We start from the raw sequence: 20,665 nt of genomic DNA, 5'->3' as shown, positions 1-20,665 counted from the left end.
CAACGACCCAGCCATGCAAGCCATGAGAGGAACCTGCTGGCTTCCGTAGCTCCATGTTGCGCTGGGCTGACAATTTAGCTTTGCGCCGTGGAATCAAGCTGAAGTGCGACAACACGTTTATGTTGATCGACCCACTACCTTTTTAGCCATTTCGTCAAAGCGGAAAAGCTCGTGCCGGTGGGTCCACAGGCTTGATCCGCACGCCCNCGGTGGGTCCACAGGCTTGATCCGCACGCCCCCATCGCGAGGGCGGATCAAGCCTGTGGACCCACCGGTGCGAGCGACGGGGCAGGGGAGACTTGTTAGCGTCTCGGCCTCTCTCGCTGTTCCGTCGATGTTGATATCTACCGCCCAATCTTCGAATCCGCCAGATTGGCTGCAAAGACCTCGGCTGGTGTCCTGTAGTCAAGGCAGCGGCGCGGTGTGTCGTTGAGCCGTTTCGTAAGGGCGGAAAGTGCCAAACCATTGCGCTCCACCACGGGAATGCCTAGAGGCAAATACCGCCGCAAGCGTCCGTTGGCATTCTCGACGCCACCTTTCTGCCAAGGGCTGTGCGGATTGCAGAAGTAACTGTCCATCGATAGCTTCTTGTAGGATAGGAACTCAGTTCCCCGGTCGAACGTAATGGTCTGGCATGCATGACGGGGAAATTCGTCAAGCGCTGCAGCAATCCGGCTGATCACTTCGGCCGAGCGGCGGTCCTCATTGGCGATGAGGATGTGATAGCGGCTCTGACGCTCCTGAAGAGACGTGATGTTGGACTTGCCGAACTGAGGGCTGAAGATCACCAAGTCACATTCCCAGTGTCCGAAACTCTGCCGGGTTTCCACCTCGGCCGGACGATTGGCGATCGAGCGCTCGGCGGGGATCGGACTGCTGCGTGGTTTGCGACCCATGCGCTTGCGGCGCCGACGCCGGGCGACGGCCAAAAGTGCATAGAGATTGAGGGCTTTGCCTTCCGAGCCATAGATGAAGCGGTAGATCGTCTCGTGAGACACGGTCTCACCATGAGGCGCATCCACCTTGAGACGGCCGGCAATCTGTTGTGGCGACCAGCCCTCGTGCAGCTTGGCGATAACGTGATCGCGCAGAGCTGGCTTGAGCGCCAGCTTCAGTCGACGCCGTGCACGTCGATCCCGCGCATACTTCTGGGCGCTGGTGCAGAAGTAACCCTTGTACTCCTTGCCCCAGCGATCCCGGAACGGGTCGTGATAGAAGTTGCGCCGGAGCTCCCGGTGGATGGTCGAGCGGTGACGACTCAGAGCCGCCGCGATCGCTGTCACCGGCATCTTGGCGTCGTGCATGTCCTGGATGCGGCGCCGCTCGGCAAAATCGATCTGCGAATACTGTTCACCCATCAGCGCTCACCACCCGTAAACCCCTGTGCTTACAAGAAAGTTGCACTTCAGAATAGAACCCACCCCGCTTACACACAAAAAACACATAAGTTAGGTTATGGAAAATAAATCGGTCCTGCCGTGGTTTCGGTCTTGCGAATTCGAAAGCAAGAACCGGATAGCCGGACCATGGCGTTGTTCGCAACCCTCGGGCCATACGTCACCATGGAGAATGACAATGGGACAGCTCGAAGGAAAGATTGCAATCGTCACAGGCGCCAGTTCCGGAATCGGACGTGAGGCGGCCCGGCTGTTCGCGGAGAACGGCGCGCAACTCGTCCTCGTGGCACGCAGGCGCGCCGAACTGGACCAGTTGGTCGACGAAATCAGGGATAACGGCGCGGAGGCCATCGCCGTGGCCGGCGACGTGAAGGATGCGGAGGTCGCGCGTGACGCGGTGCGGATCGCCACCGGCCATTTCGGCGGTCTTGACGTCGCCTTCAACAATGCCGGCACGACCGGTGCGCAGATACCGGTTTCGGAGATGGCGGCTGAGATGTGGCACGAGGTGATCGACACCAATCTGACCAGTGCTTTCCATGCCGCCAAACACCAGATTCCGGCGATGATCGCCCGTGGCGGCGGATCGCTTGTTTTCACCTCGACATTCGTCGGCCACACAGTCGGCTTTCCCGGAATGGCCGCCTATGCAGCGAGCAAGGCCGGGCTGATCGGGTTGGTACAGGTGATCGCGGCTGAACATGGGCCGCAGGGCATCCGCGCCAATGCCTTGCTGCCGGGCGGCACTGACACGCCCATGGGGCGAGCCGTCTCGAACACGCCGGAAGCGCTGGCTTTCGTCAAAGGGCTCCATGCGTTGAAGCGCCTCGCCGCGCCGCGTGAGATTGCGCAGGCGGCACTTTTCCTGGCATCGGACGCCTCGAGCTTCACCACCGGGACGGCATTGCTGGCGGACGGCGGCGTCTCCATAACCCGAACCTGACGGAGCCGGGCCGCTCGCCGTTTGTCGGCCGGCGGCCCAACTCTTCTGCTCCGGATCCTACTCCGCCGCCTGTGGCCGCAGCGGCTGGACCACGTCCCCCTTCACGTTCATCGCCTTGGCGAGCGCATCGATGCGGCGCTGAACCGCTTCGCCGGAGGGAACGCTGCCGTCGTCGGGCAGACTCAGCACGACGCGGCCGTCGCCGACCTTCAGGCTGGTGCGCTCCAGCAATGCAGTGGCTCCGCCCGAAAGGGTATGGGCAAGACGGAGCGCCAATCCCAGGACGAGCGCCTTCATCCCCTGCCCTTCCGTCACCAGCGTCCGGGTGGCGGCGGTCAGAGGCGCATCGATGGTTCCGGCATAGCGGGCATGGGCGGCGAGCGCGAGGAAAGCACGCTCGTCATGGTCCAGCGCCGGAAACGGATAGCGCAGCACGCGCAGGAAGGCATGCTCTGCGCGGTAGTCGGGATGATCGGCCCAGCCGACATCGCTCAACAGGCACGCGGCGTGGCGCAGGCGGATGGCGTTGTCGTCCTCGCCGGCGAAGAGTCCGGCGGTCCAGGACATCAGCAGAGCCGGGTCGCCCATCCGCACGAAGCGGCTGGCCCAATCGGCGGCCGAGGCCATCAGCGGGTCCTCGCGCCGGCCCTCCGGCGACAGCAGCGAATAGAGATGCCCCTCGCGCAGGCCGTAGGCGGAGAAGACCAGCTTCGACGGCTGGGCAATCCGCAACAGCCGCTCCAGCACCAGTCCGGCGAAGGGCAGCGTGTCGAGCCGGCGGCGCGATCCCGCCATCTTCTCTAGCGACGAGCGGCTCTGCCGGCCGATCAGCCCGGTAAACTCCCGGGCGTCACCCGAGGGGATGGTATAGTGGTGGATGATGTGAAGCGGATGACCCGACTGCTCCATGTGCAGCTTGGCGATGGCGCGCCAGCTGCCGCCGACCGGATAGAAGGGCCGCCCCTTCATGTCCGGCAGCCAGGACAGCGATTCCAGATGCTGGTCGATCAGCTTCGTCGGGCCGCCCTTGGTGGACCCGACCTCCATCAGCCGCAGCGGACCGAGCGGCAGCGTCACCTGCTTGCCGATCACGCCACGGTCGAGCGTCACCAGTTCCAGGCTGCCGCCGCCGAGATCGCCGACGAGCCCGTCGGCGCCGGGGGTGCCGGACAGCACGCCCATGGCCGACAGCCTGGCCTCCTCCTCGCCGCTGATGACGCGCACGGTCAGACCGGTCCGACGCCGGATGGCGTCGACGAATGCGGCGCCGTCTCCGGCATCGCGCACCGCGGCGGTGGCGATCACGTCCAGCCGGCCGACGCGCATGCCCCGCGCCAGCATCGCGAACCGCTCGAGCGCCACCAGCCCCTGGGCGACGCCGTCGGGGTTCAGCAGGCCGGATTTCTCCACGCCGCGGCCCAGGCCGCACAGCACCTTCTCGTTGAACAGGGCGAGCGGCGAGCGGGTCAGACCGTCATAGACGACCAGACGGATGGAGTTGGACCCGATGTCGATCACGCCCACGCGCTCCGCTGCCATGCCCGGGATCGCGGTCGCGCGTTTGTCGTTGTTCATACTCTCGCTCCAGTCGCCCATTCTCACGGCACCGTATGCAGCATCAGCCGCGGCGGCGTCCGTTTGCTGGCGAGCGCACTGCCCCGGCCCGACAGGCTGGGGTTGGTCATGAAGTAATTATGGGCGCTGAAAGCGTCCGGCCCAGCCTTCACGCGATGGTACACGCCATCGGGGCCGAGCTTCCAGGTGCTTGCATCATCCTTCATGTTCGCGACCATGATCTGGTCGATCACCTGTTCATGCACCGTCGGATTCTCGATGGGCACCAGCGTCTCGATCCGGCGGTCCAGGTTGCGGGTCATCCAATCGGCCGAGGAGATGAACACCTTCGCCTGATTGCTGGGAAGGCCATGGCCGTTGCCGAAGCAGATGACGCGCCCATGTTCCAGGAAACGGCCGACGATGCTGCGTACCCGGATATTCTCCGACAGCCCCTTCACACCCGGTCGCAGGCAGCAGATGCCGCGGATGATCATGTCGATCTGCACCCCGGCCTGGGACGCCTTGTACAGCTTGTCGATGATGACCGGATCGACCAGGGAGTTCAGCTTCACCCAGATCGAGGCCGGCCGGCCGGCGGCGGCATGGGCGATCTCCGCCTCGATCAGGTCGGACAGGCGCTGGCGCAGGGTGATCGGCGCGATGGCGATCTTCTCCAGCACCTTCGGCGTGGCGTAACCGGTCATGAAGTTGAACATGACTGCGGCATCGTGGCACAGTGCCGGATCGCAGGTGAAGAAGGACAGGTCGGTGTAGACCTTCGCCGTGATCGGGTGATAGTTGCCAGTCCCGAAATGGACGTAGCTGCGCAGTGCCTTCTTCTCGCGCCGAACCACCAGCGAAACCTTGGCGTGGGTCTTCAGGTCGACGAAGCCGTAGACCACCTGGGCACCGGCGCGTTCGAGGTCGCGCGCCCAGCGGATGTTCGCTTCCTCGTCGAAGCGGGCCTTCAATTCGACCAGCGCGGTCACCGACTTGCCGGCCTCCGCCGCCTCGATCAGCGCCGCCACGATGGGGCTGTCCTTGCTGGTGCGGTAGAGCGTCTGCTTGATCGCCACCACCTGCGGGTCGCGCGCCGCCTGACGGATGAACTGCACCACCACATCGAAGGACTCGTACGGATGGTGGACGACGATATCCTTGTGGCGGATTGCAGCGAAGCAATCGCCGCCGAAATCGCGAATCCGTTCGGGGAACCGCGCGTTGAAGGGGCGGAAGACCAGATCGGGCCGCTCGTCGACGATCAGCTGCTTGGTGTCGGTCAGGCCGATCAGGCCGTCCAGGATGAAGACGTCGTCCGACGCGACGTTCAGCTCATGGCGCAGGAATTCGCGCAGGTCGGTCGCCATGCCGCTGTCGGTGGCGAGCCTGATGACGCTGCCGCGCCGGCGCCGCTTCAGCGCGCTTTCGAAGGTGCGGACGAGATCTTCGGCCTCTTCCTCGATTTCGATCTCGCTGTCGCGCAGCACGCGGAACACGCCGTGCGCCTTGACCTGGAACGGAGGGAACAGGCGGTCGATGAACTGCATCACCGCCTTTTCCAGCTGGATGAAGCGGATGTCCGAGCCGGGCAGGCGCAGGAACCGCTCCAGCTGAGTCGGCAGCGGAACCAGCGCGTCGATGTGCCGACCCTTGACCGGATCATGCAGCTGGAGCGCCAGCGAGAAACCCAGATTCGGCAGGAACGGGAAGGGATGGGCAGGATCGACGGCGATGGGGGTCAGGATGGGGAAGATGTCGTCGAGGAACTTGGCTTCCAGCCAATCCAGCTCGCCTTCGCTGAGATCGGCGGGATTGACGACGGAAATTCCGGCATCGCACAGTTCGCCGCGCAGCGAACGCCACATGGTCTGCTGGCTTTCCATCAGTGCGGTGATTCGCTGCTTCACCGCTGCCAACTGCTGGGCCGGCGTCAGATTCTCCGGGCTGGGCGCCTTCACGCCGGCGGCCACCTGCCCTTTCAGGCCGGCGACGCGGACCATATAGAATTCGTCAAGATTGCTGGCCGAAATCGACAGGAAGCGCAACCGTTCCAGCAGCGGGTGGTTGGGATTGGCGGCTTCGTCCAGGACGCGCTGGTTGAAGGCCAGCCACGACAGCTCCCGATTGATGAAGCGTTCCGGAGCATTCGGCTCGATACCGACCGAATCGAGTTCCTGGAGATGAGTCACGTCGCCCTCTGAAATCTTGAGATCCGAACGCCGTCGGCCGCCTTCAGGCAGCACCGGCGACCGTTAATATGGTAGGCAGACAGAGTATCCCATATGCGTTACGGTTTCAGGACTCCCATTCGACGAAGGGCAACGCGGTCCAACCCTGCCCTCCCGTGCCGAATTTTCCCCCGCCTCTCCCCAGCCGACAGAACCTCGCCATGAAGACGCTGTTCCTGCTGCGCCATGCCAAATCCTCCTGGGACGACCCGTCGCTGGGCGACCACGACCGTCCGCTGAATGCCCGCGGGGAAAAGGCGGCCACCCTGGTCGGGGCTCATCTGGGCAAGCACCATGCCCATATCGACCTCGTGCTGTGCTCCACCGCCTTGCGGGCGGTCGAAACGCGCAAGCGGGTGATGGCGGCGATGGGCGCGCCCTACCCGCCGGTCGAGCACGAACGCGGCCTGTATCTGTGCGGTGCCCGCACGCTGCTGCAGCGGCTGCGCGACGCGCCGGACCAGGCGACCGGCTTGATGCTGGTGGCGCACAATCCGGATCTGCACGAGCTGGCGAACGCCCTGACCAGCAGCGGCGACCATGGGCTGCGCCATGCCCTGGCCGACAAATTCCCGACGGGCGCCTGTGCCGTCCTCGTCTTCGAAACGCCGCATTGGGCCGACCTGGAGCTTGGAGCCGGGCGGCTGGCGGATTTTGTGCAACCGCGTAAACTCTCTTAACCTGCGGCGGCGGTTGGGGTATCCACGGATAGACCTGTTTCATCCAAGGCCACCCAGGCCGGATACGGGAGGATGCCGACCCTTGACCCCCGTCAGTCCACCCGCGACGCCGCCCACCAGCCCGCCGGCCGGCCCCCAACCGCAGCAGCCTTCCGCCTCCGCCTTCCGCGAGGTGGAACTGAAACTGCACGCGGCTCCCGCGGATCTGGCGCGGGTGACGTCGCTGCCGGGGCTGGCGGCACTGGCCGACGGTCCGGCGGTGACCCGGAGGCTGCGCACCGCCTATTTCGACACGCCCGACCTGAAGCTGGCCGCCAATGGGGTGGCGCTGAGGGTGCGGCAGGAGGGGGACCGCTTCGTCCAGACCCTGAAGACCGTCAACAGCGCCAGCCCCGGCGATTCCGCCGCCGTCTCGGTACGGCGGGAATGGGATTGGATCGTCGGCGGCGAAGCGGTGGACGTCGGCGTGTTGCATGATCCCAGCGTCGCCGGACTGGTGCCGGCGACGGCGCTCGATGCACTGGATTGCCTGTTCATCACCGACTTCCGCCGAACCACCCTGTTGATCCGCCCGGATCCGCTGACCGCGGTCGAGGTGGCGGTGGACGACGGCGGCATCTATGCCGGCGGCACTTCCCTGCCTCTCAGCGAGGTGGAGTTGGAATTGAAGGCCGGCAAGGTCGCGAGCCTGTTCGATCTGGCTTTGACGCTCCAGGCAGCCGTCCCCATGCGCATCGGCACGGAAAGCAAGGCGGAGGCCGGGTTGCGGCTGGTCACCGGCAAGGCGCCGAAGCCGGTGGAGGCCGAGCCGCTCGGCCTGTCGCCGCTCACCACGGTGGCCGAGGCCTACCGGCACATCCTGCGCCAGGCGTTGCGTCAGTTCCTCGCCAACGAATCCTGCGCGCTGGCCGGCGGCGATGTGGAGGGGCTGCACCGCATGCGCATCGCGCTGCGCCGGCTGCGCATCGCCCATCGATTCTTCTCGCCCCTCGTCGCCTCGCCCGAGGCCGACCGGTTGACGGAGGAAAGCCGCACGCTTGCCAAGCGGCTCGGTCCGGCACGGGGCTGGGACGTGCTGACGTCCGGGGTCATCGATCCGCTTCTCGCCGAGCCGGCGCTGCCGGACGGCATCGATCGCGCGGCGCTGGAGCGGCTGGCCTCCCTGGCCCGCGCCGCCGGTGCCGGACCGGCACGCGAGGCGATGGCGGCGATCCTGGCGCCCGGCTGCACCACCATGGTGCTGGCGCTGGCCGCGTGGCTCGAACATGGCCGCTGGATGTCGGAGGCCGACGGAGACCGGCGTGCCGCGCTGGCCGCCCCGGTCTCGATGCTTGCAGGAGGCTGGCTGTCGGAGCGGATGGTGAAGCTCGGCAAGGCCATGAAGCCGCCGGAGGGCGCCAAGGGGCGCGACAAGCTGCGCCGCCGTCTGCGCAGCTTGCGCTACACCGCCGACTTCTTCCGCGGGCTCTATCCGGAGGCTGCCGCCCTGCCCTTCTTCGCCGCGCTGGAGCCGTTGCAGGCAGCGCTGGATGCCGACCAGGATGCCCTCACCAGCGCACGCATGCTGGGTTCGCTGACCGGGGCGGACCCGAAGACGGTCGGCGCGGTCGCCGCCTGGATCGACCGGCAATCGGACAGGCGGCGCAAGGCTCTGCCCGAGCTGTGGAAGCGTTTCCGCGCGGTGCCGCCCTTCTGGTCATGACCGACCCGCGCCGGATGGCGGTGGCAATACGGACCGAGGCGCATATATCGTCAGCCGGCCGATCACAGGCGGTCCGTTTTTCGTCATGCGTGGCGGCAGCTTGCCGCTTTCCATCCGGATTGGCTTCGGGTAAAAGAACACTCCATGAACAAATACATCAGCGTCCGCGGCGCGCGGGAACATAACCTGAAGAACGTCGATGTGGATCTGCCGCGCGACGAGCTGATCGTCATCACCGGCCTGTCGGGATCGGGCAAGTCGTCGCTCGCCTTCGACACGATCTATGCCGAGGGCCAAAGACGCTACGTGGAGAGCCTCTCGGCCTACGCGCGCCAGTTCCTGGAGCTGATGCAGAAGCCGGACGTCGATTCGATCGAAGGGCTGTCCCCCGCCATCTCGATCGAACAGAAGACGACGTCGAAGAATCCCCGCTCCACCGTCGGCACGGTGACGGAGATCTACGATTACATGCGCCTGCTGTGGGCGCGCGTCGGCATTCCCTATTCGCCGGCCACCGGGCTGCCGATCGAAAGCCAGACGGTCAGCCAGATGGTCGACCGCATCATGGCCATGCCGGATGGCACGCGCCTGCTGCTGCTGGCCCCCTTCGTGCGCGGCCGCAAGGGCGAATACAAGAAGGAAATCCAGGACCTGCGCAAGCGCGGCTTCCAGCGCGTGCGGGTTGACGGCACCATGTACGAGATCGACGAGGTGCCGGCGCTCAACAAGAAGCTGAAGCACGACATCGAGGTGGTGGTCGACCGCATCGTGGTGCGCGAGGGGCTGGGCAACCGTCTGGCCGATTCGCTGGAGACCGCGCTGGGTCTGGCCGACGGCATCGTCTGGGTCGAGAATGCCGAGACCAACGAGCAGACCGTCTTCTCGCAGAAATTCGCCTGCCCGGTCAGCGGATTCACCATTCCGGAGATCGAACCGCGGCTGTTCTCCTTCAACAACCCGTTCGGCGCCTGTCCGGCCTGCGACGGGCTGGGCAGCAAGATCTATTTCGACCCGATGCTGGTGGTACCGGACGAGCGGCTGACCCTCGCCAAGGGTGCCGTCGCCCCCTGGGCCGGTTCGACCTCGAAATACTACGACCAGACGCTGGAGAGCATCTGCAAGCATTTCGGCGCGTCGATGACCACACCCTGGCAGGATCTGCCGGAGATGGTGCGGCAGACCATCCTGTTCGGCTCGGGCGCGTCGGCCATCACCATGACCTATGATGACGGCCTGCGGCGCTACGAGACCAACAAGGCGTTCGAGGGCATCGTCAACAACCTGGAACGGCGTTTCCGCGAGACCGACAGCGCCTGGACCCGGGACGAGCTGTCGAAATACCAGTCGTCGCAGCCCTGCGAGGTCTGCAAGGGCGCTCGGCTGAAGCCGGAAGCGCTGGCGGTCAAGGTCCGCGGACGCAGCATCTCCGAAGCGGCGGAACTGTCCATCGCCGGTGCCGGCGCCTGGTTCAGCGAACTGAACGAGCATCTGCGTCCGAAGGACCGCGAGATCGCCTACCGCATCCTGAAGGAAATCAACGAGCGGCTGGGCTTTCTCAATGCGGTGGGCCTCGAGTATCTGACGCTCAGCCGGGGATCCGGCACCCTGTCCGGTGGCGAGAGCCAGCGGATCCGGCTGGCCTCCCAGATCGGCTCCGGCCTGACCGGCGTTCTGTATGTGCTGGACGAACCGTCCATCGGGCTGCATCAGCGCGACAACGACCGCCTGCTGGAGACGCTGAAGCGCCTGCGCGACATCGGCAACACCGTCATCGTGGTCGAGCATGACGAGGATGCCATCCGCAGCGCCGACTATCTGGTCGACATGGGACCGGGGGCCGGCCAGCATGGCGGCAGCGTCATCGCCCAGGGCCGGCCGGAAGAGGTTCAGAAGAATCCCGACAGCATCACCGCCCAGTATCTGAACGGCACCCGCTTCGTTCCCGTGCCCGACACCCGCCGGCCCGGCCATCCCGGCCAGTTCCTGGAGGTGCAGGGCGCGCGCGCCAACAATCTACGGAACGTCTCGACCAAGATCCCGCTCGGCACCTTCACCTGCGTGACCGGCGTGTCGGGCGGCGGCAAGTCGACGCTGATCATCGAGACGCTCTACAAGGCGGTGGCGCGCAAGCTGATGGGCGCCCGCGAGCATCCGGCCGAGCATGATGCCGTGCTCGGGCTGGAGCATCTCGACAAGGTCATCGACATCGACCAGTCGCCGATCGGCCGCACCCCGCGGTCCAACCCGGCGACCTACACCGGCGCCTTCACGCCGATCCGCGACTGGTTCGCCGGGCTGCCCGAATCGAAGGCGCGCGGCTACGGTCCGGGCCGCTTCTCCTTCAACGTCAAGGGCGGGCGCTGCGAGGCCTGCCAGGGCGACGGCGTCATCAAGATCGAGATGCACTTCCTGCCCGACGTCTACGTCACCTGCGACGTCTGCCACGGCAAGCGCTACAACCGCGAGACCCTGGAAGTCACCTATCGCGACAAGACCATCGCCGACGTGCTGGACATGACGGTCGAGGAGGGCAAGGAGTTCTTCAAGGCGGTCCCCGGCATCCGCGACAAGATGGACACGCTGGAACGGGTGGGCTTGGGCTACATCCACATCGGGCAGGCGGCGACCACCTTGTCGGGCGGCGAGGCGCAGCGCGTCAAGCTGTCCAAGGAACTGAGCCGGCGCGCCACCGGCCGCACGCTGTACATCCTCGACGAGCCGACCACCGGCCTGCATTTCGCCGACGTCGAGAAGCTGATGGAAGTGCTCCATGCGCTGGTCGACCAGGGCAACACGGTTCTGGTGATCGAACACAATCTGGAGGTCATCAAGACCGCCGACTGGATCATCGACCTGGGGCCGGAAGGCGGCACCGGCGGCGGCGAGATCGTGGCGGAGGGTACGCCGGAAGACGTCGCGAAGGTGGGGCGCAGCTACACCGGCCGCTACCTCGCCCCCTATCTGAAGGAGAAGCCGGCGGTGCGGAAATCGGCAACCCGAAAGAGAGCGTGAACAAACGGAAGCTGCGCCGTGTTCTCCCATGCAGAGTTCGCACTGCATGGGAGATGAGAGGCATGAGCAAGACGCTTCTGACCGGCGTGGGCGCGGCCCTGGGGGCCGCCCTGCTGCTGGCGGCTTGCGGTTCCGACAAGTCCACCACCAGCACGACGACCACGACCACCACCACGCCCAGCTACGGCTCGACCACCGTGACGCCGGCTCCGACCGGCTCCACCACCGTCGAACGCAGCACGACGACGAAGAGCGAGTGAGCCGCTGCCTTGGTTGACGTTTAGGCTCAACACTCCGCCTGGATCGATGTTCTGACTGACTCCTGAACGACTTGCAGCCGGCCTTCCATACGGGGGGCCGGCCTTTTCCCATGCCCGCGCGCCGAATGGATCTGTGTTAGGCTGCGTTCCATGATGAACCCGGTACGCCTGCGTGACCTCGACACGGTCAGGCACATCATCTTCAAGCATCTGGCCGAGCACCCTGCGCGCGTCTATCTGTTCGGCTCCTGCGCCCGCGGCGATGGCGGGCATTGGAGCGACATCGACGTCGCCATCGATCCGCTTGAGCCGCTGCCGCACAGCCTGCTTGCCAAGATCGACGATGAACTGGAAGAGAGTACGGTTCCCTATTTCGTCGATGTGGTCGATCTCTCGACCGTACGGAAAAGTTATCGTGAGGACGTGGAGCGCGACGGTATCGAGTGGGTGCGCTGACCAAACCGGGAGATCAATTGCCTACCGCACTCAGTCCTGGATTTTCGAAACCCAGGACGCCATAACCCGCCCCTGATCCGCCTGCCTTTCGCACAGTGTTCTGGAAAGTCCCAATGTCCGACACCCTTCGCCCTGTCCATGTCGTCGGCGGCGGTCTCGCCGGCTCGGAAGCCGCTTGGCAGCTCGCCTCCCGCGGCGTGCCCGTCGTGCTGCACGAGATGCGGCCGGTCCGCAAGACCGAGGCCCACGATACCGACAAGCTGGCGGAGCTGGTCTGCTCCAACTCCTTCCGGTCGGACGATGCCGAATACAACGCGGTGGGGCTGTTGCATGAGGAGATGCGACGCTGCGGCTCGCTGATCCTGCGCTGCGCCGACGCGCACAAGGTGCCGGCCGGCGGCGCACTCGCCATGGACCGCGACGGCTTCGCCGATGCGGTGACGGAAGCCATCTCCACCCACCCCCTCATCACCATCCAGCGCGAGGAGGTCGCCGGCCTGCCGCCCGAGGACTGGGACAGCGTCATCGTCGCCACCGGCCCCCTGACCTCCCCTGCCCTGGCCGAGGCCGTGCGCACCCAGACCGGCGAGGAATCGCTGGCCTTCTTCGACGCCATCGCTCCCATCGTCTATCTGGAGAGCGTCGATCTGTCGAAGGCATGGTTCCAGTCGCGCTATGACAAGCCCGGCCCCGGCGGCACCGGCAAGGATTACATCAACTGCGCCTTCGAGAAGGACGAGTACCGCGCCTTCATCGACGCGCTGATCGCCGGCGAGAAGCTCGACTTCAAGGAGTGGGAGAAGAATACCCCCTACTTCGAAGGCTGCCTGCCGATCGAGGTGATGGCGGAACGCGGGGTCGATACGCTGCGCTACGGCCCGATGAAGCCGGTCGGCCTGACCAATCCGCACAAGCCGGAACGCCGCCCCTATGCGGTGGTCCAACTGCGCCAGGATAACGCCCTGGGCACGCTGTACAACCTCGTCGGCTTCCAGACCAAGCTGCGCCATGCCGAACAGGCGCGCATCTTCCGCATGATCCCCGGCCTGGAGAATGCCGAGTTCGCGCGGCTCGGCGGCATGCACCGCAACACCTTCCTGAACAGCCCGCGCATTCTGGATGGCGCCCTGCGGCTGAAGTCGCTGCCCCGCCTGCGCTTCGCCGGTCAGGTCACGGGGTGCGAGGGCTATGTGGAGAGCGCCGCCGTCGGCCTGCTCGCCGGCCGCTTCGCCGCCGCCGAACGGCTGGGCCAGGAGATCAGCGTGCCGCCGGCGACCACGGCGCTCGGCGCCATCCTCGGCCACATCACCGGCGGGGCTGAGGCGGAGACCTACCAGCCGATGAACGTCAATTTCGGCCTGTTCCCGCCGGTGGACGACAAGATCCGCGGCCGCGACCGCAAGCTGGCCTACACCCGCCGCGGACTGGCCGACCTGGACGGCTGGCTGAAAGGATGACCGGCGGCAGGATGCGCGGGCGTCAGTATCGCCCGCGCATCGCCGCCCAGCCCAGCCGGATCTGCCGGAACGGGTTGGCCAGCAGGACGCGCGGAGCGAATACGTCGTTGCCCTCGCGTTCGATCACCCCTAGATGCAGGTCGGCCAGGGACGCCGGCAGCAGCGCCGGCACCGCGGCCTTCGGCACGTCCCGGCGCAATCCGCGGGCCTCGGCCAGATGCTTGCGGGCGACCGCGGCGATCTCCCCCACCACCGGCCGCAGTTCCGTGGCCGAGCGTCCGGCGAACAGATCCTCGCTCCTGGCTCCGTGCCGCTGCATCAGGTCTTCCGGCAGGTGCCGACGGTGCTGCCGGGCCAGGAAAGGCACCGCGCGCAGGATGCCGGCGAGGGCATAGGCGATGCCGACATGGCGGCCGGCCGCCATCGCCACCTCGTCCCGCACCCCCAGGATCTCCACTGCCAGCTGGACCAGCGGCGCCCCGGTCACCTCGGCATAGTTGACGAGGCAGGCCAGGTCGGCCGGCGGGGTGTCGTCGAGGTCGGCTTCCCGGGCATCGATCAGCCGGTCGAACAGCGTGCGGCTCAGCCCCATCCGGCGCGCCGCCTGGGCAAGCGGCTCCATCACCTCGTGGCGCGGTACGGGTCCGTCCTCATAGACGGCCTCGATGCCATCGCGCCAGAATTGCAGTCGCATCTGGCCCAGGATCGGTTCGCTGACCACCTCGCGTGTCTTGGCGATCTCCAGGTTGAAGGCATAGAGTGCGAAGGTCGCTTCGCGACGGTCGGCGGGGGTGAACAGACCTGCCAGAAAGTGGTCGTTGTCATATTTCCGAACCTCCCGTCCGCAATAGGACAGGTCGGTCGCAGCCTTCACCATGGGATGCCCGATTGGAAAAAGAGGGGAGGAGTGTTGGAAGGACGGGCCAAAGCCTGTTGCTACGCCTATATGAAGCACACACGGTCGCACCGCCAGCCCCGACGCGCAGCAGGCAGGGATCCCATGACGGATTTCAACATCGCCCCGACGAAACCCCGCAAGACCGGTCCGGTCGCACGCAAGGACGAATCGGGAGAGAATTTTCCCGTCGCGTCCCGCCTGATACCGAAGCATCTGCGTCCGCATGTGATCGCCTTCTACCGCTTCGTGCGCTTGGCCGACGACATCGCCGACGACCCGGATCTCGAGCCGGAGACCAAGCTGGCCTATCTGGAGGCGCTGGAACGGGCTCTGACCTCCGGACAGGCCAAGCACGCCTACCTGAAGCCGGCGACCGACCTGCGGGAAAGCCTGCAGAAGACCGGCGTCAGCGACCGCCATGCCCGGCAGGTCCTGCGCGCCTTCCGGCGCGATTCGGTCGGCGCCCGCTGCCACAGCTGGAGCGACCTGCTTCTCTACTGCCGATTCTCCGCCAACCCGGTTGGCCGCTACCTGCTGGAACTGCATGGCGAGGGGGTGGCCGCCGGGCCGGCTTCCGACGCGCTGTGCTCCGCGCTGCAGATCCTGAACCATCTGCAGGATGCGCGGGAGGATTGGACGCAGCTCGGCCGCTGCTACGTTCCGCTGGCCTGGTTCGACGAGGCCGGGATCAGCGTCGAGCGCTTGGTCGAAGCCGAGAGCGACGCCCGCCTGCGTGCCATCTTCGACCAGGCGCTGGAGCATACCGACCGGCTGCTGGAGCGCGCCGCCGCCCTGCCCGGCCTGATCCAGCACCGAGGCCTGCGGATGGAGGCGGCGGTGATCCTCAGCCTCGCCGAATCGCTGTCGCGGCGGCTGAAGGCCCGCGACCCGATGAAGGCGCGGGTGACGCTGGGTGCGCACCACAAGCTGGCGGCGGTGGCGCGGGGACTGGCGCGAAGCTTCTCCGCCGCATAAACTCCGGGCCCAAACGCCGTGAGGTGCACTGTCGGGCACGTCACGGCGTGCAATGCCCAGGATGCTACAGATGACCCCTCCGCCGCTGGAGACGGCCCCGCTGGAATCGGGATCCACGACGTTGCCGGATGGCCAGGCACCCGATACGGCGTCCAGGGTCGCCGCCAAGTCGGGCAGCACCTTCTACTGGCCGATGCGTCTGCTGCCCGCTTCCAAGCGTGCGGCGATGTTCGCCATCTATGCCTTCTGCCGGCGAATCGACGACATCGCCGACGAGCCCGGCGACCCTGATGCCAAGCGCGCGGCGCTCGATGTCTGGCGCAAGGACATCCGCGACCTTTATGTCGGCGGCGCCCCCAGCGGCCCGCTGACCGCCGCGTTGAAGGGGGCGATCGACCGCTACGGCCTGCCGCGTGCGGAGCTGGAGGCCCTGATCGACGGCATGGCGATGGACGTCGCCGGGGAGGTACCCGGTTCAGGCGGCATGCGGGCGCCCGACCTCGATACCCTGCTTCTGTACTGCCGACGCGTCGCCGGCGCGGTCGGCCTGCTGGCGATCCGCGTGTTCGACCGCGCCGATCCCGCCACCGAGCGGTTCGCCCTGGCGCTCGGAGAGGCCTTGCAGCTGACCAACATCCTGCGTGATCTCGCCGAGGATGCCGGGCTGGACCGGCTCTACCTGCCGCGCGAGCTGCTTCTGGCCGCCGGCATCGACAGCGACCGCCCGGGCGAGGTCCTGGCTCACCCGGCCCTGCCCAAGGCCTGCGAGGCGCTGGCCGAGTTGGCCGAGCTTCGCTTCGCCGAAGCGCGATCCGCCATCGCCGGACAGGCGCGCGGATCGCTGTGGGCGGCCACCGCCATGATGGTGCTGTATCATAGAGTGCTGAAGCGCCTGCGCGCCGCCGGCTGGCGCGACCTGAATGCCCGGGTGCGGGTGGGCCGGCGCGAGAGCGCCTGGGTGGCCGTGCGCTGCATGCTCGGCATTCCCCCCGCCGCCTGATGAGCGAGGCGGGCATCGGCACCCCTGGAATCGTCGCCCCCGGAGTCGTCGCCCCCGGAGTCGTCCATGTGATCGGCGCCGGCCTCGCCGGCCTCGCCGCGGCGGTCAGGCTGGCGGAAGCCGGCAGGCGCGTCGCGATCTATGACCAGGCGCCGCAAGCCGGTGGGCGCTGCCGCAGCTTCCATGACGCCACGCTCGGCCGTTCCATCGACAACGGCAGCCATATGGTGCTCAGCGGCAACCGGGCGCTGCTCGACTATGCCCGGCGGATCGGCGGCGACGATGCACTGGAGGAACTGCGGCCGGCGGCCTTCCCCTTCCTCGATCTGCGCGACGGCGCCGCCTGGACCCTGCGCCCCGGCGGGTTCTGGCTGTTCGATTCCGCCCGCCGGGTGCCCGGAAGCCGGCCGCTCGACTATCTCGCCGCCCTGCGCTGCCTGACCGCCCGCCGGGAGAAAACCGTCGCCGATTGCCTGCCGCCCGCCGGCACGCTGTTCGAGCCGCTGTGGCGCCCCCTGGCGGTCTCCGCCCTCAACGGGCCGGTGGAGCGCGTCTCCGCCCGCCTGTTCGGCGCAGTGCTGCGCGAGACGCTGTTGAAGGGCGAAGCCGCCTGCCGGCCGGTGCTGGCGCCGCGCGGCCTGTCCGCCGCCTTCGTCGATCCGGCCTTGACCCGGCTGCGGGCAGGTGGCGCGGCACTCCATCTCGGCGCACGGATCGATGGCCTGACATTCGACGATGACCGTCTGACCGGCTTCTCCGCCGGAGGCGGCGCAGTGATGCTCGGCCCGCTGGATAGCGTCATTCTCGCCGTGCCGGCGTGGGTAGCCGAAAGATTGGTGCCCGGACTGACGGTACCGCCGCCGGGGCCGGCCATCGTCAACCTGCATGTCCGGTTGGACGGGCCGGTGCGCCTGCCGGGAGGCCTGCCCTTCGCCGGGCTGGTCGGCGGCACGGCGGAATGGCTGTTTCTCCGCGACGATCTGCTGTCGGTCACCGTCAGCGATGCGGATGCGCTGGCCGATCTGCCGGCCGGGGACATCGCCGCCCGGCTATGGGCCGAGATCGCCCCTCACCTACGTCTGGCTTCGCGACTCGGGGATACGATTCCACCCTACCGCGTGGTGAAGGAACGGCGGGCGACCCCCGACCAGTCTCCCGACTCGGTCGCGCGCCGTCCTGGACATCGAACCCGGTGGAGCAACCTGACGCTGGCCGGCGACTGGACGGAAACGGGGCTTCCCGCCACCCTGGAAGCTGCCGTACGCTCCGGAAACCGGGCGGCCGGAAGGTGTTTGTCGAATGGAAATAACCCTATACGACGTTCGAGAGTGTTTCCGGCCTTCACAAGCTTCCGTCATCGGCCTATTTGGACGGTCGGAGGTGCCGCACCCGCAAGGCGCGGCCCGGAAGGACAATCAAAGAAGAGAGGGTAAATCAAATGGCGTTCGAACTTCCGCCGCTCCCGTATGCCTACGACGCTCTGGCTCCGTACATCTCGTCGGAGACCCTGCACCTGCACCATGACAAGCACCACCAGACCTACGTCACCAACCTGAACAACCTGACCAAGGACACGCCGCTGGCCGACGCCAGCCTGGAGGAGGTCATCAAGGCCTCCGCCGGCGATTCGTCCAAGGTCGGCATCTTCAACAACGCCGCCCAGGTGTGGAACCACACCTTCTTCTGGCAGTGCCTGAAGAAGGACGGCGGCAAGATGCCGGCCGCCCTGGAGCAGCGCATCGTCGCCGACTTCGGCAGCGTCGAGAAGTTCAAGGAAGAGCTGACCCAGGCCGCCCTGACCCAGTTCGGCTCGGGCTGGGCCTGGCTGTACCTGGACGGCGGCAAGCTGAAGGTCGGCAAGACCGGCAACGCCGACACCCCGCTGGCGCACGGCCAGAAGCCGCTGTTCACCATCGACGTGTGGGAGCATGCCTATTACGTCGACTTCCAGAACCGCCGCGCCGATTTCGTGAAGGCGGTCATCGACAACCTCGCCAACTGGGACTTCGCCGCCGAGCAGCTGGCTGCGTAACGTTCCCGCAGTTGGGTGAAGCAGCGGGTTGAAAACGCAAAGGCGCCCTCTCGGGCGCCTTTGTCGTTTGCGGCGCTAAACGCTTCCGTCCGCCTTCAGCATCTCTTCAAGATGGCGACCAACCTGCCGGCTGACCGTTCGACGGTCGCCAACGGTCAAAGTACCAAGCAATTCAGCGTCACGCGCATCGATCACGGCGACCTTCGCCGTACGCACGACGGAAGGAGCGGGTAACCCTGCGGCTCCAAGGTCGCTGACAAGCACATCGGACGGCCAACTCCGGTTTTCGGCACTGGTGATCATCAACACCCAGACCAAGCTGTGGCTTGCTTGTAGGTCGTTTGCCGCAATGACCAACGCCGGCCGACGCTGGCGGACCGGACGGTCGGCGTATGGGAAGGGAACCTTGACGACGTTCCAGGCTTCAAAGGTCGGCATAGGCCTGCCGATCGGCTTCACCGTCCCACTCCGTAAAGCAGCGGAAGGGGTCATCGGCAGAGGCCGGAGCGGCACGGGTCAGGATGACTCGGCCGTCTTCGATACGATAAGCGATCTCATCGCCTTCATGCAGACCCAACGCTGCGCGGACCGGCTGCGGGATCGTCGTCTGGGCCTTGCTGGTCAGCTTGCTGGTGATCATGGGGCACCGCAGTAAGGAACATCCTTACGATACTGCTTGGTCGTTACAACTTCAATGTCAGCTAAACAGGCAGCATCGCGGCAGCCACCCGGCGGCCTTCGGCCAGCAGGACGTTGTAGGTCCGGCACACCGCGCGGCTATCCATCAGTTCCACCACGATCCCCTGCTCGCGCAGGCCCAGGCGCAGCTCCTTCGGGATCATGCGCATGGTGCCGCCGGTGCCGAGCAGCAGGATCTCCACCTTCGGCTCGGCCGCCAGAACGGGACCGAAGTCGCCGATCGTCAGGGCGGCGACTTCGGTCGCCTCCCAGGGCAAGGTGCGGTCGGGGAGGACGATGACCGCGCCGATGCGCCATTGGCCGGAAATGCAGAACTGCCCCGGACCATAGCCGTCGATGACCTGACGGTCCGACGGGATCATCGGCATGATGTCGGCCATGCTGTCCTCTCCTGTTCTTGCCCGACCTTACGGCGTGGTCGCCGGCTTGTTGCCCGCGGGGGCATCCGTCGGAGTGCCGCGCCGCAGGCGGTTCTCGCCCAGGAACAGCAAGATGGGGGCGGCGATGAACACCGACGAGCTGGTCGCAAGGATAACGCCGAAGATCAGCACGATGCCGAAGTCCTGCAGGGCCTCGCCACCGAACAGCGCCAGCGGAATGATCGACAGCAGCGTGCAGACTGAGGTGCCGACGGTGCGGTTCAGCGTCTCGTTGATCGACATGTCGATCAGGTCGCGCAAGGGCATCTTCTTGTAGATGCGCAGATTCTCGCGCATGCGGTCATAGACCACGACCTTGTCGTTCACCGAATAGCCCATGACGGTCAGGATGGCCGCCACCGCCGTCAGGTTGAACTGGATGTCGGTGATGGCGTAGAAGCCGACGATCTTGGTGATGTCGAGGATCAGCGTCACCACCGCGCCGAAGCCGAACTGCCACTCGAAGCGGAACCAGATGTAGACCAGCATCGCCAGCATTGCGAGGCCGAGCGCCAGCATGCCGTTGGCGAACAGCTCGCCGCTGACCGACGCGCCGACGGCCTCGACACGGCGCACCTGGGTGCCGGGCACGGCTTCGGCCAGCGTGTTGCGCACCTTGTCGGCCGCCACCTGCTGGGCGGCGTCGTCGCCGGGCTGCCGTTCCAGACGGATCAGCACGTCCTGCGGCGACCCGAACTCCTGCAGCGCCACTTGGCCCATGCCGAGGCCGGACAAGGTGTGGCGCAGCGAGGCGAAGTCGGCTGCCTGCGGCGTGCGGGCCTCGATGACGATGCCGCCGCGGAAATCGATGCCGTAGTTCAGGCCGGGGTGGAAGAACAGGACGATCGACGCGATGGACAGGATCGCCGACACGACGAGGCCGGCGATGCGGCCGTTCATGAAGGGGATCTTGGTGTTGTCGGGGACGAGGCGGAGATGGAACATCGTAA

At 66.3% G+C, this 20,665-nt stretch carries 18 protein-coding genes and 1 pseudogene; 11 read left to right on the top strand and 8 right to left on the bottom strand.

What is annotated here, in order from left to right; translation table 11 throughout:
* Positions 1-154: 154 nt before the first annotated feature.
* A pseudogene (locus JHL17_RS30785) lies at positions 155-1,358 on the bottom strand (IS30 family transposase).
* Between the two features lie 217 nt (positions 1,359-1,575).
* On the opposite strand from JHL17_RS30785, the gene JHL17_RS30780 reads away from it, so the two are divergent.
* Positions 1,576-2,340, top strand: a complete 765-nt coding sequence (locus JHL17_RS30780) for an SDR family oxidoreductase (RefSeq protein ID WP_200198402.1) — start codon at positions 1,576-1,578, stop codon at positions 2,338-2,340.
* A gap of 57 nt (positions 2,341-2,397) precedes the next feature.
* Here the strand turns inward: JHL17_RS30780 and JHL17_RS30775 are convergent, their stop codons facing one another.
* Both JHL17_RS30775 and JHL17_RS30770 read right to left on the bottom strand, forming a co-directional pair.
* Complete coding sequence (locus JHL17_RS30775; RefSeq protein ID WP_200198401.1) at positions 2,398-3,915, bottom strand: Ppx/GppA family phosphatase; 1,518 nt, start codon at positions 3,913-3,915, stop codon at positions 2,398-2,400.
* Between the two features lie 23 nt (positions 3,916-3,938).
* Positions 3,939-6,086, bottom strand: a complete 2,148-nt coding sequence (locus JHL17_RS30770) for an RNA degradosome polyphosphate kinase (protein ID WP_200198400.1) — start codon at positions 6,084-6,086, stop codon at positions 3,939-3,941.
* A 200-nt stretch (positions 6,087-6,286) separates the two neighbouring features.
* On the opposite strand from JHL17_RS30770, the gene JHL17_RS30765 reads away from it, so the two are divergent.
* From JHL17_RS30765 to trmFO, 6 genes are all read left to right on the top strand, one after another.
* Positions 6,287-6,805 (top strand): SixA phosphatase family protein, encoded by a 519-nt coding sequence (locus JHL17_RS30765; RefSeq protein WP_200198399.1) that lies wholly within the window; start codon positions 6,287-6,289, stop codon positions 6,803-6,805.
* Between the two features lie 82 nt (positions 6,806-6,887).
* Complete coding sequence (locus JHL17_RS30760; protein WP_200198398.1) at positions 6,888-8,507, top strand: CYTH and CHAD domain-containing protein; 1,620 nt, start codon at positions 6,888-6,890, stop codon at positions 8,505-8,507.
* Between the two features lie 144 nt (positions 8,508-8,651).
* Positions 8,652-11,519 carry an excinuclease ABC subunit UvrA gene (gene uvrA / locus JHL17_RS30755; protein WP_200198397.1) on the top strand — a complete coding sequence of 956 codons (2,868 nt, stop codon included), beginning with the start codon at positions 8,652-8,654 and terminating at the stop codon, positions 11,517-11,519.
* 62 nt (positions 11,520-11,581) lie between these two features.
* Positions 11,582-11,779 carry a hypothetical protein gene (locus tag JHL17_RS30750; RefSeq protein ID WP_200198396.1) on the top strand — a complete coding sequence of 66 codons (198 nt, stop codon included), beginning with the start codon at positions 11,582-11,584 and terminating at the stop codon, positions 11,777-11,779.
* A 150-nt stretch (positions 11,780-11,929) separates the two neighbouring features.
* Entirely contained in the window at positions 11,930-12,235 is a 306-nt protein-coding gene (locus tag JHL17_RS30745; protein WP_200198395.1) for a nucleotidyltransferase family protein, read from the top strand.
* Between the two features lie 113 nt (positions 12,236-12,348).
* Positions 12,349-13,692: a methylenetetrahydrofolate--tRNA-(uracil(54)-C(5))-methyltransferase (FADH(2)-oxidizing) TrmFO gene (gene trmFO, locus JHL17_RS30740; protein WP_200198394.1), complete on the top strand. Its 1,344-nt coding sequence runs from the start codon at positions 12,349-12,351 to the stop codon at positions 13,690-13,692.
* Positions 13,693-13,714: 22 nt separating this feature from the next.
* Here the strand turns inward: trmFO and JHL17_RS30735 are convergent, their stop codons facing one another.
* A complete protein-coding gene (locus tag JHL17_RS30735) occupies positions 13,715-14,569 on the bottom strand; it encodes a phytoene/squalene synthase family protein (RefSeq protein WP_200198393.1) in 855 nt (284 codons plus the stop codon).
* Between the two features lie 123 nt (positions 14,570-14,692).
* Between JHL17_RS30735 and JHL17_RS30730 the strand changes: the two genes are divergently transcribed.
* The 4 genes from JHL17_RS30730 (at position 14,693) to JHL17_RS30715 (ending at position 18,597) form a co-directional block, all read left to right on the top strand.
* Complete coding sequence (locus JHL17_RS30730) at positions 14,693-15,565, top strand: squalene/phytoene synthase family protein (protein ID WP_200198392.1); 873 nt, start codon at positions 14,693-14,695, stop codon at positions 15,563-15,565.
* A 70-nt stretch (positions 15,566-15,635) separates the two neighbouring features.
* Positions 15,636-16,565 (top strand): presqualene diphosphate synthase HpnD, encoded by a 930-nt coding sequence (gene hpnD / locus JHL17_RS30725; RefSeq protein ID WP_200198391.1) that lies wholly within the window; start codon positions 15,636-15,638, stop codon positions 16,563-16,565.
* On the top strand, positions 16,565-17,998 hold the full coding sequence (gene hpnE, locus JHL17_RS30720) for a hydroxysqualene dehydroxylase HpnE (RefSeq protein ID WP_200198390.1): 1,434 nt from the start codon (positions 16,565-16,567) through the stop codon (positions 17,996-17,998). Before hpnD ends, hpnE begins: the two co-directional genes overlap by 1 nt.
* A gap of 5 nt (positions 17,999-18,003) precedes the next feature.
* Entirely contained in the window at positions 18,004-18,597 is a 594-nt protein-coding gene (locus JHL17_RS30715) for a superoxide dismutase (RefSeq protein ID WP_109446220.1), read from the top strand.
* 75 nt (positions 18,598-18,672) lie between these two features.
* Here the strand turns inward: JHL17_RS30715 and JHL17_RS30710 are convergent, their stop codons facing one another.
* The 4 genes from JHL17_RS30710 to secF all read right to left on the bottom strand — a co-directional run bounded on the left by JHL17_RS30710 (position 18,673) and on the right by secF (position 20,660).
* Positions 18,673-19,056 (bottom strand): type II toxin-antitoxin system PemK/MazF family toxin, encoded by a 384-nt coding sequence (locus tag JHL17_RS30710; protein WP_345773914.1) that lies wholly within the window; start codon positions 19,054-19,056, stop codon positions 18,673-18,675.
* A complete protein-coding gene (locus JHL17_RS30705; protein ID WP_200198389.1) occupies positions 19,022-19,237 on the bottom strand; it encodes an AbrB/MazE/SpoVT family DNA-binding domain-containing protein in 216 nt (71 codons plus the stop codon). Before JHL17_RS30705 ends, JHL17_RS30710 begins: the two co-directional genes overlap by 35 nt.
* A 61-nt stretch (positions 19,238-19,298) precedes the next feature.
* Positions 19,299-19,676, bottom strand: a complete 378-nt coding sequence (locus tag JHL17_RS30700) for an Mth938-like domain-containing protein (RefSeq protein WP_200198388.1) — start codon at positions 19,674-19,676, stop codon at positions 19,299-19,301.
* 27 nt (positions 19,677-19,703) lie between these two features.
* Positions 19,704-20,660 (bottom strand): protein translocase subunit SecF, encoded by a 957-nt coding sequence (gene secF / locus JHL17_RS30695; RefSeq protein ID WP_200198387.1) that lies wholly within the window; start codon positions 20,658-20,660, stop codon positions 19,704-19,706.
* Positions 20,661-20,665: the final 5 nt, after the last annotated feature.

This window comes from Azospirillum endophyticum (assembly GCF_016595245.1).
Classification (GTDB): domain Bacteria; phylum Pseudomonadota; class Alphaproteobacteria; order Azospirillales; family Azospirillaceae; genus Azospirillum; species Azospirillum endophyticum.
Note: the sequence above shows the minus strand (reverse complement) of the source record. Positions and strands in the feature narration are given on the sequence as shown.